This window comes from Flavobacterium sp. KACC 22761, assembly GCF_034058155.1.
GTDB lineage: Bacteria > Bacteroidota > Bacteroidia > Flavobacteriales > Flavobacteriaceae > Flavobacterium.
Genome location: NZ_CP139148.1, coordinates 3,919,632 through 3,937,631 on the forward strand (window position 1 = coordinate 3,919,632; position 18,000 = coordinate 3,937,631).

The window sequence follows — 18,000 nt, forward strand, 5'->3', positions numbered from 1 at the left end:
ATGTCTATAAAAGAATTTGTTCAAAAATTTTATAAGTCGGATGCCTTAATTGATAGCGAAATCATGAAAACGTACTTGCATCCAGAAATAAAATTGGAGTGGCACAGCACAAAAGGATTGATCGAAATGGATTATAATTCGATGTTGGATATGGCAAATGATTTAAGTCGCGCGTATGTGCGTTCTAAGGTCAGAATTAGTCATATTATTGAAGAAGATGACTTAGTTTCAATACGTTACTCACATTATGTAAAAACGATTGAAAACCCTCGAGAAGAGATGTTATTGGCACATTTTTCAACCATTTGGCAAATAAAAGATGATAAACTTTTCAGAGGTTATCAGATGAGTCAATTTTCTTAATATTTTTTTGACAATAAAAGAGGCAAAATACATTACAAAACCTTATTTTTGCAACACAATTTTAAAAACTACATAAAATATATATCATGAGTGTTTTAGTTAATAAAGATTCCAAGATAATTGTTCAGGGATTTACAGGAAGTGAAGGAACTTTCCACGCTTCTCAAATGATTGAGTACGGTACTAATGTTGTTGGTGGTGTTACTCCAGGAAAAGGAGGTACAAGCCATTTAGATCGTCCGGTTTTTAATACAGTAAAAGACGCTGTTGATCAAGCTGGAGCTGATACATCTATCATTTTTGTTCCGCCAGCTTTTGCTGCTGATGCAATTATGGAAGCTGCTGACGCGGGAATTAAAGTAATTATCGCTATTACAGAAGGAATTCCTGTAGCAGATATGATTAAAGCAAATAATTATGTTAAAGAAAGAAGTTCAAGATTAATTGGGCCAAACTGTCCAGGAGTTATTACTCCAGGTGAAGCTAAAGTTGGTATCATGCCAGGTTTCGTTTTCAAAAAAGGAACAGTTGGTATCGTTTCTAAATCAGGAACTTTAACTTATGAAGCTGCTGACCAAGTTGTAAAGCAAGGTTTAGGAATTACTACAGCTATTGGTATTGGTGGAGATCCAATCATTGGAACTACAACTAAAGAAGCTGTTGAATTATTAATGAATGATCCAGAAACTGAAGCAATCATTATGATTGGTGAAATTGGTGGTCAATTAGAAGCTGATGCTGCTAAATGGGTAAAAGCTGATGGTAACCGCAAACCAGTTATTGGATTTATCGCTGGAGAAACTGCTCCTGCTGGTAGAACAATGGGTCATGCAGGTGCAATTGTTGGTGGTTCTGATGATACAGCTGCTGCTAAAAAGCAAATCATGAGAGACAACGGAATTCACGTTGTTGATTCACCAGCTGAAATTGGTAAAAAAGTAAAAGAAGTACTTGGATAATCTTCAAGTCTTGAAATAATAAATTCCAAAAAGTCTCAATTATTAGTTGAGACTTTTTTACATTTTAAAAACTGAGGTATATATAGAAAAAACTTAGCATCTCAGAACCTCAGTATCTTAGAAGCTAGAAAAGAAAATATGAGTAAAGAATTAGAAAAGTTTAAAGCAACAAGTAGTTTTGCTTTTACTATTGAGGACAGTTTAGAAGAAGTTTGCAACGCTCCAGAAGGAAGCGCTGGAATTTTTGTAGTTTATGCTGTTGAAGAAGGAGAGAAAGAGTTAATTATGGTTGGTTCGACAGGAACAGTTCAAAATGATGGAACGCTAAAGACTAAAAATGGCGGTTTATACGATAAAATTGTAAACGGACATCAATTTGCAAAAACAGGAAGAAAATATTCTTGGCCAGCGCAAATGAAATTAGAAAACATTGCGGCTCTTGAAGTGGTTTGGTACGAAACTTTTAATGGTGATGTAAAAGCAATTCCAACGGCTGTTGAAGGGCAAGTTTTGCAAAATTTCCTAGATACGACCGGAAAATTACCACGCTGGAATGTAGCTTTCTAAAGCTATTAAAAAAAAACATTCAGAAAGCCTTACTTGAATTAGTAAGGCTTTTTTTATGAAATTTTAGGTTTCGTTTTTTTGATTTTATATATTTAAAAACCAAAACAAAACTAACCCTATGATCAAGAACTACTTGCTATTACTGGTACTGTGTATTTTTTCCTCAGTAAATTCCCAAACAATTACTATTCCTGACGTTGATTTTAAGGCTAAACTTCTAGAAGCGGATGTTACTAATGATATTGCCAAAGATAATAATCAAAAAAATATCAAAATTGATTCAAACGGAGATGGCGAGATTCAGGAAAGCGAAGCATTAGAAGTGCGTTTTTTAAAGATAACGTTTACTAAAGCAGTTAGTCTAGAAGGGATTAAAAAGTTTACTAATTTATGGGATTTGCAATGTAGCAAAAATCAATTGACAAGTTTAGATGTAAGCAATTTGCCAAATTTAACAGCAGTTTCGTGCTATGATAATATGCTGACTTCGATAAATTTGAGTGGCTCAAATAAAATACTTGAATTAAATTGTTCAAGTAATTTTTTGACAGATTTAAATTTAACAGGATTAACTAAGCTCTTTAGGCTTGAATTTTATAGTAATTCTGTTGAAAATTTAGATCTTTCGAATTTACCTGAATTACTTTTTTTAGAGTGTGATGGCAATAGGTTAAAAAATCTAGATTTGAGTGGAAACCCCAAATTAGTATTTTTAAGTTGTGCAAATAATGAAATTTCGAACTTAGATTTATTAGATTTAAAACTTGTTAATTTATTTGTAAGTGGAAATAAGCTATCAGCACTAAATTTAGATAATAAAACCGAACTCCAAGCACTGAATTTTGAAAACAACCCATTATTAGATATTGAACTTGGCAAGCTAAATATGCCAAATTTGAAGATTTTGGTGTGCGGTGGTACTGCTACAACGAAATTTGATATTTCAAAGTTCAAAAACCTAACAATGTTATCTTGCGATGGGTTAAATTTGGAGGAATTAGATCTTACAAATCATAAATTTATAGAGTATTTGTGGTGTAGCAATAATAAATTTAAAAAATTGGATGTAAGCAATTTATCAAATCTAAAATCGTTTTATTTTGATTGGAATCCATTGTTAGAAACTGTTTTTATGAAAAATGGAAGCATTGAAAATGAGATATCTATGAATGAAACACCAAATTTAAAATACATTTGCGCAGATGATGATCAGTTGTCTGAAGTTCAAAGCATTGTGTCTTACTATAATTATAATAATTGTTTGGTTAATTCTTATTGTTCTTTTGAACCAGGAGGAGAGAATTATTCAATTCAGTTGACAAATCGTAATGATTTGAATAATAATGGCTGTGATGCTTTGGATATTCCAGCTTCTTTCTTAAAATTCAAAATTGATGATGGCGTCAAAGCAGGAAATTTTATAAGTAATGAAGCAGGAAAGTATGATGTAAAAGTTTCGGCAGGAAATTATAAAGTTACTCCAGTTTTTGAAAATCCAAGCTACTTTTCAATTTCTCCAACTTCAACCCAAGTTGAGTTTCCAACGGTTTCAAGCCCATTTCAACAGGATTTTTGTGTCAAAGCAGTAGGAGTTCATAATGACTTAGAAATTACATTTTTGCCAATTTGGCCATCGAGGCCTGGTTTTGCCGCTAGATACAAAATTGTGTATAAAAATAAAGGAAATGTTGCCCAATCGGGGACAATTAGTTTAGCATTTGATGATTCCGTTCTTGATTTAACTGGTGCAAATCCTTTAGTTTCGACAACCGCATCAAATAAAATTTCATGGAATTTCACTAATTTAAAGCCTTTTGAATCGAGACAAATTTTACTAAATTTTAATATAAACGCTCCAACTGATATTCCAGCAGTAAATAATGGCGATATTCTTTCTTATGTTGCAACCATAACTTCTTTTGCAACAGATGAATTGCCTATTGATAATACTTTTTCATATAATGAAACTGTTGTTGGCTCTTATGATCCAAATGATAAAACCTGTCTTGAAGGAAATATTGTTACTCCAAGTTTGATAGGTGAATATGTTCATTATATGATTCGTTTTGAAAATACAGGAACTTATATGGCTCAAAATATTGTAGTTAAGGATTTGATTGATCTTTCAAAATTTGATATTTCGACTTTGGTTCCTACTAGTTCAAGCCATTCTTATACGACAAAAATTTCTGATGGAAATAAAGTCGAATTTATTTTCGAAAATATAAATCTTCCTTTTAATAGTGTCAATCGAAATGGGTATATCGCCTTTAAAATCAAAACATTGCCAACTTTAAAAGTTGGTGACACTTTTGCAAATGAAGCTAATATTTATTTTGATTACAATTTCCCTATTTTAACCAATAAAGCGACTTCAACATTTAAGGCGTTGGGAATACAAGACTTTGAGTTTTCTAAATATTTTAATATTCATCCAAATCCTGTAAAAGATGTTTTAAATATCAATTCAAATATTGAAATGGAGAAACAAGCGATTTATGTTTATGATGCGCTAGGACAATTAGTAATTTCTGTTCCACATGCTGAGAAGGTTTCAAATATTGATGTTTCGAGACTTCAGGCTGGAAATTATATTTTAAAAATAAAATCAGATAAAGGAATTTCAGCCGTGAAATTTATTAAAAACTAATAATGCATATTAAGAGATAAAATCGTACAAAGTAAATATATCGACTTAATAGAATTAATTTTAACATTTGGCTTAGAGCCTTGTCAAATCAATATATAGAGGCAGTTTCGAAATTAAGAAACTGTCTCTTTTTTGTAAAATAATTGTTTTTCAAAAATCGCTTTTATATATTTATCACACAAAACCGAAGGATAATGTTAAAAAAATGAAATCCTTATATTAAGTAAAATCTCAAAGAAGAAAATCTTGCCCCAAAATATCATGAAGACTTCTACTTTACTATTTGATGTTGTTGACGATAACACGCTTTGGAACAAATTGAAAGATGGTGATGAAAAATCATTTTCAATGTTGTTCGAAAGATATTATGCCGATTTAGTTCGATATGGAAATTCGCTTTCTCCATTTGAGGAAAAGGTGCAAGATTGTATTCAGGACGTTTTTACAGATATTTGGATTTATCGCGATACACTTCAAAATTCGGTTGTTGTAAAAGCATATTTATTGTCGAGTGTGCGAAAACGCATTGCACGTTTGCATGAGCGCGATCATATCTTTCGAAAAACAACAAGCACAGATTCTGTTGCTTTTCTTCTTGAATTTTCGGTTGATCATGAACTTTTAGACGAAGCTGATGACGATGCGAAGGAAAAAATTATTCACTTGAACAAACTGTTGAATGAATTACCGGCGCGACAGAAAGAAGCTTTATATCTTCGTTATCATCAAGGTCTTAGTGTAGAACAAATTGCAGAAATGTTAGATGTTAATTATCAGTCTGCTAGCAATTTGTTGCATCGCGGTTTGATGAGTCTTCGCAAGGATTGGAAAGGCAGTTTTGGCTTATTTCTTCTGCTATCTGCAAGCAGTTTTTAGTTTTCTTTCAAAAAAAATAAAAAAAATCACAATTTAGTGAGTATATAATAAGAGTGCTGTCCTCTATGTTTTTGTAACCTTATTTTTAGATGCAAAAACGTAACACATATACTCAAATTGAAGACTTCTTGTCTGACGAATCTTTCCAATCCTGGATTTTGCTTAAAGTGGATCAAGATGGTTGGGAGGAATGGACTTTAGAAAACTTAGAACGCGCCAAATTGGTAGAAGATGCTAGGCATTTACTACTGGCAATGCAAATTCCTGATTCAGATTTAGAAAGATCTGATATTCAAAAAGCACTTCAAAAGACATGGCTGAAAATCGAAGAAAAAGAAAATGAAATTCTATTCAGCAAAAATGCCGATACTAAGTTTTTCAAAAACTATTTTTTTACAGGAGTTGCGGCCAGTTTATTCTTCTGCTTCATTTCAGTTTGGTATTATAAAAACTACATGACGGCAGACAATATTGTCACTTATAAGGAACTGATAGCCGAAAATAGTGAAGGATTAGTGGAGCAGACTAACAATTCCAATAATCCGCAAATTATCACATTATCTGACGGTAGTTCTGTTTTATTACAGCCAAATAGTAAATTAAGTTATCCTAAAATCTTTACCGGTAACGAAAGAAAGGTGTATTTATCCGGCGAAGGTTTCTTTGAAATTAGTAAAAATCCTAAAAAGCCTTTTTTCGTTTACGCAAATGAGATTGTCACAAAAGTTGTTGGAACTAGTTTTAGAGTTAAAGCTTTTTATGATCAGCCAGATGTTGAAGTTTTAGTGCGCACCGGTAAAGTGAAGGTAAAATCTAATGATTTGGTTGCCAAATCGAATCAGGAGGAAGTGGTGCTTCTTCCAAATCAGGCGCTTCGTTTTTTCAGAAATGAGCAGAAATTTAATAAAATAACAAATATTACGCAAGACAAAGAATTGGTTCAGAGCGCAGGCAATATTGAACAATTGAGTTTTGAGTTTAGTGATATTCCGGTTTCTCAAATCTTTGAAACCATTGAACAAGCTTATCAAGTCAAAATCGATTATCCTAAAAATAAATTGAAAGACTGTCATTTGACCACTTCGCTCAGCGATCAGCCGTTGCCAGAAAAACTTAAGATTGTCTGTAAAAGTATCAGCGCCACGACGAATTTTGAAATGAATGGAAATCAAATCATTATAACTTCTGAAGGTTGCAATTAATTTTTGTTTTATAACTGTAATTGTAAAGCATTTTTTGATTGAAACTAAAATTTAACACCAAAAAATAACCAAAAACCAAACTAATTGTATAAGCCTATGTAAAACAAAAAGCATAAAAAAAAGTGCCGAAATGCTGTAACATTCTCGACACTTATTGGGTTGAATTTCTCTCTGTAAAGAGCAATTCAGTTCGTTTCTTAAAATACACGCGAATCAGTATTAATCAAAACAAACCAAAATTATGAAAAAACCAGTTGGTAAACAACGATTACTCCATCGAATCATGAAAATAACACTATTTCAGTTTGTCTTAGCACTTATATTTTCAAGTGTTACTATGGCAAACAGTGTAAATGGACAAAAAAAATTAGATACTAAAGTTACCATTACAGTTGAGAATTTGACTTTAGACAATGCTTTATCTAAAATTGAAAAGTCGGCACAGGTAAAATTTTCTTATAACTCAAGATTACCTCAGTTAAACCAAAAAGTTAGCATCGAGGCCAATCAAGAAACGCTTTCAAGTATCTTGAACAGAATTTTATTGCCTTTTAATATTACTTTTTCTGAAGTAAGCAATCAAATTGTTTTGCAAAAAAGTGTATCTGAAGATTCATTTTCAAGCACAGCAAATCACGACGCTTTATCAAATATATTTACGGCGGGGCCAATTATAAAAGGAAAAGTGACTGATGTGACGGGAAACCCGCTTCCTGGCGCAACAGTATTGGCTAAAGGAACCAAAATTGCAGTTTTGACAGATTTTGATGGAAATTTTTCTATCGAAATGCCAGTAAATAGCACAGTTTTAGTGATTTCTTATGTTGGTATGGAGACAAAAGAAATTGGAACTTCTAATACTTCGCCAACCATTGTTTTGACAGAATTAGGTCAAAACTTGAAAGAAGTAGTAGTAACAACAGGTTATGAAAAAACATCTAAAAGAACTTTTACAGGAGCAATCAGTAAAATTTCTGGAAATGAGTTAAAAATAGATGGAGTAGTTGACGTAAGCCGAATGATCGAAGGAAAAGCTGCCGGAGTTACAGTTCAAAATGTCACGGGGACTTTTGGTACAGCGCCAAAAATTACAGTTCGTGGTTCGTCTTCAATTTTTGGAGATACAAAACCATTGTGGGTAATTGACGGTGTGGTACAAGAGGACATTATTAATTTAACATTTGCCGACTTGGCATCTGGAAATTCTGAAACTTTATTAAGCTCATCTGTTGCCGGTTTGAATGCAAATGACATTCAAAGCATTGAAATTCTTAAAGATGCATCGGCTACGTCAATTTATGGTTCAAGATCACTAAATGGAGTAGTGGTCGTTAATACCAAACAAGGAAGAAGAGATTCTCCTCTAAAAATAAGCTATTCAGTCGAGCAAACTGCGAGAACAGTACCAAATTACAGTCAGTACGATATCTTGAATTCGCAGGAATCAATGAGTATTTTCAAAGAAATGGAAGCAAAAGGATATCTTGATTTGCCATCGACAGTAAATGGAAGATATGGTGGAGCATACAACCTTTTAGGCAGAGCAATCAATACGTACAATCCTGAAACAGGAACTTATTTGGTAAATAATGATCCTGTAAGCCGCAATAATTTCTTGAAGAAATATGAATTGGCAAATACAGATTGGTTTGGCACTTTGTTCAGGCCTTCTTTGACTCAAAACCACTCTTTGAGTTTTTCTGGCGGAGGAAAAAATAACACGTTTTATGCTTCTTTAGGCTATTATACAGATCCAGGATGGACAATTGCCGATGACGTTAAACAGCTTTCTTCAAATATTAAAGGAACATTTTTCATCAATGACAAATTAAATGTTACGTTATCTACACTTGCTTCAGTTCGTGATCAAGGCGCGCCTGGAAGTTATGAAAGCGAAAAAGACATGGTTTTTGGAAAAGTAACGCGTGATTTTGACATCAATCCGTTCAATTATGTTTTAAATACCAGCAGAACGCTTAGGCCTTATGATGAAAACGGAAATTTAGAATATTACAGGAACAATTGGGCACCAATGAATATCATCAATGAATTGGCAAACAATTTTATGGAGATTAATGTAAAAGATGTTCGTTTTCAATTGGATTTGGAGTATAAAATAAATCCGCATTGGACTTATAATTTGACTGGTTCTGCGCGTTATGCAAACACCACTCGTGAGCACAAAATTTTAGAAAATTCTAACGTAGTTGGTGCTTATAATGCAATGGAAAATACGCTTGTAAGAGATGAAAATATCTTTTTATACCAAGATCCAAATGATTTGACAGCACCAAAAGTTTCGGTATTGCCAAATGGAGGTTTCTTAAGAAAATTTACAAACGACATGACTTCTTATAATATGAGAAACAGTGTTAGTTATAGAAATACATTCAATGAAAAACATGAATTAGAAGGTTTCTTCGGAACAGAAATGAGAGCAATTGATAGAACGAGCGATAATTTTGTTGCAGCAGGAATTCAATATGACAGAGGAATGACGGCTTTTACAGATCCGAGATTATTGGAAAAAATCATCAACGCTGGAGATTCATATTATGGTTTTAATGAAGAGAAAGAAAGAACAGTTGGTTTCTTCGGAAAAGTAGGATATACGTACGATCGTCGTTATACAGCTTCGGTTACAGGACGTTATGATGGTTCAAACAGACAAGGAGACAGTGGTTCATCAAGATGGCTTCCAACTTATACTTTCAGTGGAAAATGGAATCTTTCTGAAGAAAAGTTCATGAAAAATGTTGAATCTGTAAACAATTTAAGTTTAAGAGGTTCTTATGGTTTGACTGCAACTGCTGGTCCTGCAACAAATTCATTAGCAATCTATAAAAGTTTTATTACAGATCGTTTAAATCTAGACGACAGAGAAACTGGAATCAGAATTGACGAATTGCAAAATGGAGATTTGACTTGGGAAAAACAATACGAAACCAACATAGGTCTTGATCTTGGGATGTTCCGCAACAGAATTTCATTTACAACCGATGTATATCGCCGTAAAGCGTTTGATTTGGTTGATTATGTTGTGACTTCAGGCATTGGAGGACAAAGAATAAAACAAGGAAATAATGCCAATATGGAGACAAAAGGTCTTGAAATTGGTTTTACAACAAGAAATATTGTTGCAGATAAATTCAAGTGGTCAACAACGCTTAATTTCTCTGTTTACGACCAAAAAATCACAAAATTGGAAAACAAGCCAACTACTTTTGACTTGATTGACGGAAACGGAGGAAATACCGTTGGTCATCCAAGAAATTCATTGTATTCATACCAATTTACAGGTCTGAATGAACAAGGTTTGCCAACTTTTATTATGCCAGAAGGAGAAACAGATAATATTACTGGAGCTGATTTTCAGGATAATAAAGACGTTACAAAATACTTGAAATATGAAGGTTCAATTGAGCCGAATAAATCTATTGGTCTTGCGAATACGTTCACATATAAAGATTGGTCATTATATATCTTTTTTGTTGGTTCAGGCGGAAACAAAGTGCGTTTAAATCCGGTTTACGATAGTTCGTATGATGATTTAACCGTATTTACGAAAGATTTTACAAACAGATGGATCAATCCAGGTGATGAAGAATTTACAAATGTTCCTGTAATTGCAGACAAACGATTGAATGCAAATTACGGTGGAGAGCGTACGCTTGCAAGAGCTTACAATACGTATAATTATTCTGATGTTAGAATTGCAAGTGGTGATTTTGTGCGATTGAAAAATATTTCATTAGGCTGGGAGTTTCCTCGTGATTTCAAGAAAAAAATCGGTGTGAGCACTTTTAATTTAAAAGCATCTGCAGTGAATCCTTGGTTGGTTTATTCAGATAAAAAACTAAACGGACAAGATCCTGAGTTTAGAAATTCTGGTGGTGTTGCGTTGCCAGTTACGTCTCAATATACTTTTACTCTAAACATTTCATTATAATATTTAAAAATATGAAAAAGATAAAAATAACTTTATTTCTATTAGTACTTCTAAGTATTACTAGTTGTGATGATTTTCTTTCTGAAAAGCCAGATAACAGAACCGAAATAGATACTCCCGAAAAAATCTCTGAATTATTAGTTAACGCTTATCCGCAGGATAGTTATTTCGACTTTGCTGAAACAATGTCTGATAATGTTTTTGACAGCGGTTTGGCTAATACATTGAGAAAAAATGAGCAAAACTACAATTGGGAAATCCAAAGCGAGACAGATACAGACAGTCAAGCCGCATATTGGGATGCTTGCTATAGAGCGATTGCTCATGCAAACAAAGCATTGGTTGCAATTGAAGAATTAGGAAGCCCAAAAAGTCTGAATCCGCAAAAAGGAGAAGCATTGTTAGCAAGAGCGTATTCGCATTTCATGCTGGTTTCTTTCTGGTCACAACGATACAATCCAGCAACAGCCGATAAAGATTTGGGAATTCCGTATGTAACAAAACCAGAAACGGCTTTGATTACAAAATATACAAGAAACACAATGGCTGAAGTTTTTGATTTTATTCAGAAAGATATTGAAGAAGGTTTGCCATTATTGACAAATGATTATAAAGAGCCAAAATTTCATTTTAATAAAGAGGCCGGAAAAGCGTTTGCAAGCCGTTTTTATTTGATAAAAGGAAATTGGGATCGTGTGATTGAGTTGTCTAATGATTTAGGTTCAAGACCCGTTGGGAAATTAAGAGATTACGCTTCATACTTGGCAAATGACTTCCAGACTCAAAACATGCGTTATGCAAAAAGCGACGAAGCGACAAATTTATTGATTGCTTCACCAGAATCGTATTATGCAAGAGCTTCTTATGGCGGGTCTAACGCGTATCGCTTTTTTCTTGCGGGAAACAAAACAGAAGAAATCATTGGTACGCAGACAAATATTTTTGGGAAACCTTGGTATTATCTAATTTATTCTCGAAACAGTTTCATTACGGCTTTTGTGCCAAAATTCTATGAATATTTCAAGTACAGCAACGTGACGGCAAACATCGGAAATGGATATTTAGCCCAAGTTCTATTGAGCAATGACGAATTTTTCTTGAACAGAATTGAAGCGCATGTAATGAAAGGACAAATTACAGAAGCAAATGCCGAATTGGAATATTTTCTTTCAACAAGAACCAATGGTTATAATGCGACGACAGATAAATTGACACAAGCAAAAATTGTTGCAAAATATCCTGTAATCGACAATGAATTTACTCCATTTTATGCGTTGACGCCAGTTCAAACTTCTTATATCAAAGCACTTGCAGAAACTAGAAGAAGAGATTTTATTCACGAAGGAATGAGATGGTTTGATGTAAAACGATTCAATATCGTTGTAAAACATGAAACGATCAATAAACCGACAAATACGCTTGCAAAAGATGATAAACGTAGAGCAATCCAAATTCCGCTTCACGCTTCAAGCAACGGTATTGAGTCAAATCCTAGATAAAAACTTTAATTGAAAAGACATGAAATTATCAAAATATAACAAAATAGCAGGGTTGTTTCTATTAATCATATCACTTGTTTCTTGTGCTCATGAAGAGCAGCCGGGAGAAAGTCAATTAGATTTTACGCAACCACAAAAAACAGCTTTAGATAATTGGATTACAACAAATTATTTGATTCCGTACAACATTAATGTGCAGTACAAGTGGAACCAAAATACGGTTGATAATAACCGTTATTTATTTCCTCCTTTGACAGAAAAAGTGCAACCAGCTCTAGAAATCGTTCAGAAAATCTGGCTGGACAGTTACAGAGTAATTGGTGGAGCCGATTTTGTAAAAAAAGTGGCTCCAAGAGAATTTGTTTTAGTTGGAGGCGTGAACTTGAATACAGTTGGTACAAAAACACTTGGTTTAGCAGAAGGTGGCCAGCGCGTTACACTTTTTGAAACCGATTATGTAGATAAAGAGGATAGAGAAAACATCAAACAATTTCTGCATACAATTCAGCACGAATATGTTCATATTTTAAATCAAAACAAGCCTTTTGACGAAAAAACATGGGCAACGATCACTCCGGTTGGTTATACGGCAAGCTGGCATTTATATACAGACGCAGCGTCTAGAGAAATTGGCTTTATTACCAATTATGCAAGAAGCAATATCAACGAAGATTTTGCTGAAATGGCGTCAATGATGCTAATTAATTCTAAAGCGGAATACGCAGCAATTTTAGCTGGAATTAAAAGCACTACTGCAGTTGCGCAACTAAAAGCGAAAGAAGCTCTTGTGGTTAAGTATTATAAAGATGCTTACAATATAGATTTCTATGCATTGCGAGACGAGGCTGAAAAAAATACTAACGCTGTAATAAACAACTAATAAATGAAGATTATGAAAGCAAAAAATATATTGAAATATCTGGTTTTGATACTAATTTCATTGCAGTTCTTCGGTTGTAGCAGTACCGATGCAGAACAAAAATTTGATCAAACACCAACGGAGAGATTAAATGCACAGAAAAAAGAATTAGCTGATCTTTTGCTTACTTCTGAATACGGATGGAAAGCAGTTTATTTTACAGATAATACCCTTTTAGGCGGTTATACACATTTGTTCAAATTTGCTGCTGACGGAACTGTCCAAATGGCATCAGATTTTGACAGCGACACCAATACATACAAAAGTGAATATGCCGTACAATTAGGAAGCACAGTAAGTTTGACCTTTACTACCAAAAACAGGATTCACCTTTTGTCTGATTCAGAAAGTTATCCAATTGATGTATTGCGTGGAAAAGGATATTTAGGCGATTTTCAGTTTCTGTATTACGGACAAGAAAATGGTGAAATCATTTTCAAAACAAACAGAACTGTTCAAGAACTTCGTTTTGTGAAAGCAAATGCCGCTGATTGGGCAAATCTTCCAAAACATACTATAATGGAACAAAATGTTATTGGTTCAGATGCACGCCCATTATTTAGATTGTTAGAAACGAATGATGGAACAACAAAACATCAGTTTGATTTTAATTTTGCTGTTGAAACCAGATTTGCCGAGGCTAATTCATTGGAATCAGGATTTGCTATGACCTATGATATGGGAATCGCATACACGCCTGACGGAATTATTGTAAGTCCGGCTGTGCAAGTTGGAAGCCAAAAATTATCTGTATTTAAATATAATGATACCGATGGAAGTTTTACAGCTACTGGAACTGGAGGCGTAAGTGCAACCATAAAATACAGCACTAAACCTTTAATTATTACAGAGGATTACAAAGCATTATTAGATGGGAAGCCACAAATGGTAATCGGTTATATCGCTGCAAATTTATATACAGCGCCAACAACTTCTAAATATTGCAAAGCATTATTAGATAAAGCGAATGCAACGCTTCCAGTAAATCAGAAAATCAGCAGAATACAAATTTATTTTAATTCTCCATTTGGAAATTACATTGAATATCGTTTTGGTGGAGGAAAACCTACCGTTTATCACAACTTTACTACTACTGAAGATGCAACAAATAAGACACTAATTCTAAATCACGATTCATGGGATAATGGAAGCGCTTATATTCCGGCACCGGCTTTCTTAAAAGAACTTGATGATGAATTTATGAATCCTAAAGGATTGTACATCAAGAAGGAAAGTTTCAAAATAACATATAGTAATACTATTTGGACGCTTACAAGTGCAACGTCAAACTTTAGGATTACTACATATCAACTTAATTAGTTTTTAGTTTTTAGTTTTGTTTTAATTTTGGAAGAAAAGCAACTCATTTTATGAGTTGCTTTTTTTTCACTTTTTCAAAGAATGTAGATCACTTTTAAATAATTAAAATATTTGTAAAATATGATAAAAAAAATAGTAACACCAGTAAATGTTATTTTCCTTTTTTGGGGATTAGTATTGTTGACGTTTTCAGAATCATATCCGCAATACACAAGGTATTATTTGTATATGTCAATTCTCGTTATCCTTCCAATAATCATTTTCGACATGATGAAACAGAGAAAACAAGACAAACAAAACGGAACAGCAAAATTTCAATCAGCGATTTTTAGAATGTTTATTATGGCAATATTGCTTGTAATCGCATATTTAGTAACGCGACAGAATTATTTATAGATTTTTATTTTTTGTTTTTATTTTTTTTGAGCAAAAAGCAATCCAATTATGGGTTGCTTTTTTGGGTTAAAAAAGAAGATTAAATGCCATTTTTTGCAATCCAAATTTTATTAAACGCCCAAATAATCTATATTTGTAGTTCAAAAAATAAAAACGAATACCTTAATATGAAATTACTAGAAGGAAAAGTAGCAATCATTACGGGCGCTAGCCGCGGAATTGGAAAAGGAATTGCAGAAGTTTTTGCTAAACACGGCGCAAACGTAGCATTTACATATAGTTCATCTGCTGCATCTGCAGAGGCTCTTGAAGCTGAATTGAATAGTTTAGGAGTTAAAGCAAAAGGTTACCAATCAAACGCAGCCGATTTCAATGAAGCTCAAGCTTTTGTTGATGCTGTTTTGGCTGATTTTGGAACTGTTGATATTTTGATCAACAACGCCGGAATCACAAAAGATAACTTATTAATGCGTATGTCTGAAGCTGATTTTGACCAAGTTATTGATGTTAACTTGAAGTCGGTTTTTAATATGACAAAAGCGATCCAAAAAACATTTTTGAAACAACGTGCTGGTTCAATCATCAATATTAGCTCTGTTGTTGGTGTTTCTGGAAATGCAGGTCAAACTAACTACGCAGCTTCTAAAGCGGGTGCAATTGGTTTTACAAAATCTGTAGCGCTTGAATTAGGTTCTCGTAATATTCGTTGCAATGCAATCGCTCCTGGTTTCATCGAAACTGAAATGACTGCAAAATTACCTGAAGATGTAGTAAAAGGATGGAGAGACGGAATTCCGTTGAAACGTGGAGGAACTACAGAAGATGTTGCAAATGCTTGTCTTTTCTTAGCTTCAGATATGAGTGCATACGTTACAGGACAAGTTCTTAACGTTTGCGGAGGAATGCTTACATAAGGAGTTGATTGTTTGTTGTTTATTGTTCTGCAACCAAAACTATATACCAAAAACTATAAACTATAAACCCAAATAATATATGACTTCAAATACGATATTTTTATTATTGCTTTCTTTAATAATAGCTGGTGGATTGTCGTATTTTCAATATTTTTTTAAGGCCAAAAACAAATCAAATCTGATTTGGTTTTTGGCTTTTTTGCGTTTTTCAGCGATTTTTGGATTATTGGTTTTATTGATAAACCCAATAATTTCTAAAAGTTCGCTTGAAATAACTAAAACACCTCTGGCAATTGCCGTTGATAATTCAAGTTCTATAACCGCTTTAAAATCGGATAAAAAAGTTGTCGAATTATATCAAAAACTGATTTCGAATCCTGCTTTAAAAGAGAAATTTGAAATTCAATCGTATCAGTTTGATGCTGATTTTAAATCTTCGGATAAATTTGATTTCAAAGGCAATCAAACCAATCTTGATGAAGTTGCCAAAAATCTAAAAAACATCAACAAAAACTTGATTTTTCCAACGGTTATTATTACCGACGGAAATCAGACTACAGGAAACGACTACGTTTATAGATTTGATCCTGTCAATAAAGTTTATCCTTTGGTTGTGGGAGATACAACTACTTTTTTTGATTTAAAAATCAATCAACTCAACGTAAACAAATACGCTTTTCATAAAAATAAATTTCCTGTCGAGGTTTTTCTTCAATATTCAGGCGATAAGCCAGCAACTGCAGATTTTACTATTTCACAAGGAAGTTCTGTTGTGGCAAAAGAGAAAGTTTCTTTTTCGCCATCTAAGAAAACTGCTTCTTTAAATTTGCTTTTGCCTGCTGATAAAGTTGGATTGCAGATTTTTAGAGCGTCAATTTCTTCAAATGCAAAAGAGAAAAACAGCTACAATAACATCAAAAATTTTGCTGTCGAAATAATCGATCAAAAATCGACAATTGCAATTGTTTCGGCTATAAATCATCCAGATATTGCGGCATTGAAACGTTCAATAGAGGTTAACGCACAACGTAAAGTGATTTTGGTTAAACCAAATGATATCAGTCAATTACAAGAAGCTTCGGTTTTGGTTTTATATCAGCCAAATGCTTCTTTCAAAGCGGTTTTCGACAATAATAAAAATGCAGGAAGAAACACCTTTATCATTACCGGAAACAATACCGATTTTAATTTTTTAAATCAGCAACAAAATAATTTGATTTTTAAAATGAGCGGCCAAATTGAAGATTATCTTTCAGAATTTCAACCTCAGTTTAATTTGTTTGCCATCGATAATATTGGTTTCGAAAACTTTCCTCCATTGCAAAATGCTTTTGGAAATATTTCTACAAACGGAAATGTTTCAGTTTTGCTTTCTTCAAGAATTAGAAATGTTTCTACAAATGCGCCTTTATTGGCTTTTGCCGAAAATCAAGGAAAAAGAACCGCTTTTCTTTTAGGAGAAAACAGCTGGAAATGGCGTTTGCAGAGTCATATCGACAATCAATCTTTTGAGAAATATGATATTTTTATAGATAAAATCATTCAGTTTTTGGCAACTTCGGCTTCAAAAAAATCTTTGGTGGTAACACATGAAAGTTTTTATAATTCCGGAGACGAGCTTGTAATCAATGCGCAATATTTCAATAAAAACTATGAATTTGACGAAAAAGCGAGATTGACAATTTCGGTTACAAATGCCGAAACGAAACAAAGCAAAAACTACGATTTATTGAAAGGGAATAATTCATACTCCGTCAATCTGGACGGATTAACGGCTGGAAAATACAATTTCACAGTAAAAGAATTAAATTCAAATACTTCGTATTCAAGTCATTTTGAAATTTTAGATTTTGATATCGAAAAACAATTTGTAAATCCTGACGTTATAAAATTAAAGCAATTGGCATTACAAACTAACGGAAAAGCTTTCTTCGAAAATCAGGCTGACGATTTGATTAATGCACTTTTGGAAAACAAGGAATACAAATCAATCGAGAAAAACGTTTCAACTAAAACTCCAATTATTGACTGGGTTTGGTTGTTAATCTTAATTGCCACTTTATTAACAACGGAATGGTTTGTTAGAAAATATAATGGGCTATTGTAATTTTTAATTGAACATTATGAAAAATGATCATCCCATATATCATATATTAGAAGAATTAGATAAAGCGGAAATTTTTTATCAATTGCAGCGCACAAGAGAAAACTCAATTATGATTTGTGCATCAGTCATTGGGTCACGAATCGAAATAGAAGTTTTTAATGATGGAAGTATAGAATCAAGTATATTCACTGGAGATGAAAGCATAATATCAGGTTCTGATTTTGTAAAAAAAATAGTTGAAAGTAGCCGAGACAAATAGCTGATATCTAATTGAATTAT

The 18,000-nt window shown here is 33.2% G+C and carries 14 protein-coding genes; all 14 read left to right on the forward strand.

Annotated elements, in window-relative coordinates; genetic code table 11:
- Positions 1 to 363 (forward strand): nuclear transport factor 2 family protein, encoded by a 363-nt coding sequence (locus SCB73_RS17005; RefSeq protein ID WP_320567387.1) that lies wholly within the window; start codon positions 1 to 3, stop codon positions 361 to 363.
- An 86-nt stretch (positions 364 to 449) separates the two neighbouring features.
- Entirely contained in the window at positions 450 to 1,322 is an 873-nt protein-coding gene (gene sucD / locus SCB73_RS17010) for a succinate--CoA ligase subunit alpha (protein ID WP_012024957.1), read from the forward strand.
- Positions 1,323 to 1,460: 138 nt separating this feature from the next.
- Positions 1,461 to 1,889 (forward strand): hypothetical protein, encoded by a 429-nt coding sequence (locus tag SCB73_RS17015; RefSeq protein ID WP_320567388.1) that lies wholly within the window; start codon positions 1,461 to 1,463, stop codon positions 1,887 to 1,889.
- 118 nt (positions 1,890 to 2,007) lie between these two features.
- Positions 2,008 to 4,539, forward strand: coding sequence for a DUF7619 domain-containing protein (locus SCB73_RS17020; protein ID WP_320567389.1), 2,532 nt, complete (start codon positions 2,008 to 2,010; stop codon positions 4,537 to 4,539).
- A 261-nt stretch (positions 4,540 to 4,800) separates the two neighbouring features.
- Positions 4,801 to 5,415, forward strand: a complete 615-nt coding sequence (locus SCB73_RS17025; protein WP_320567390.1) for an RNA polymerase sigma factor — start codon at positions 4,801 to 4,803, stop codon at positions 5,413 to 5,415.
- An 89-nt stretch (positions 5,416 to 5,504) separates the two neighbouring features.
- A complete protein-coding gene (locus SCB73_RS17030) occupies positions 5,505 to 6,617 on the forward strand; it encodes a FecR family protein (RefSeq protein ID WP_320567391.1) in 1,113 nt (370 codons plus the stop codon).
- Between the two features lie 241 nt (positions 6,618 to 6,858).
- A complete protein-coding gene (locus SCB73_RS17035) occupies positions 6,859 to 10,566 on the forward strand; it encodes a SusC/RagA family TonB-linked outer membrane protein (protein WP_320567392.1) in 3,708 nt (1,235 codons plus the stop codon).
- Positions 10,567 to 10,577: 11 nt separating this feature from the next.
- Complete coding sequence (locus tag SCB73_RS17040; protein WP_320567393.1) at positions 10,578 to 12,065, forward strand: RagB/SusD family nutrient uptake outer membrane protein; 1,488 nt, start codon at positions 10,578 to 10,580, stop codon at positions 12,063 to 12,065.
- A 19-nt stretch (positions 12,066 to 12,084) separates the two neighbouring features.
- Positions 12,085 to 12,945: a zinc-binding metallopeptidase gene (locus tag SCB73_RS17045; RefSeq protein ID WP_320567394.1), complete on the forward strand. Its 861-nt coding sequence runs from the start codon at positions 12,085 to 12,087 to the stop codon at positions 12,943 to 12,945.
- 12 nt (positions 12,946 to 12,957) lie between these two features.
- Complete coding sequence (locus SCB73_RS17050) at positions 12,958 to 14,304, forward strand: DUF4302 domain-containing protein (RefSeq protein WP_320567395.1); 1,347 nt, start codon at positions 12,958 to 12,960, stop codon at positions 14,302 to 14,304.
- 120 nt (positions 14,305 to 14,424) lie between these two features.
- Positions 14,425 to 14,700, forward strand: a complete 276-nt coding sequence (locus tag SCB73_RS17055) for a hypothetical protein (protein ID WP_320567396.1) — start codon at positions 14,425 to 14,427, stop codon at positions 14,698 to 14,700.
- Between the two features lie 167 nt (positions 14,701 to 14,867).
- Positions 14,868 to 15,614: a 3-oxoacyl-[acyl-carrier-protein] reductase gene (gene fabG, locus SCB73_RS17060; protein WP_026729795.1), complete on the forward strand. Its 747-nt coding sequence runs from the start codon at positions 14,868 to 14,870 to the stop codon at positions 15,612 to 15,614.
- 79 nt (positions 15,615 to 15,693) lie between these two features.
- Positions 15,694 to 17,721, forward strand: coding sequence for a hypothetical protein (locus tag SCB73_RS17065; protein WP_320567397.1), 2,028 nt, complete (start codon positions 15,694 to 15,696; stop codon positions 17,719 to 17,721).
- 16 nt (positions 17,722 to 17,737) lie between these two features.
- The gene (locus SCB73_RS17070) at positions 17,738 to 17,980 is read left to right on the forward strand and encodes a hypothetical protein (RefSeq protein ID WP_320567398.1); all 243 of its coding nucleotides are present in this window, start codon (positions 17,738 to 17,740) and stop codon (positions 17,978 to 17,980) included.
- Positions 17,981 to 18,000 lie beyond the last annotated feature (20 nt).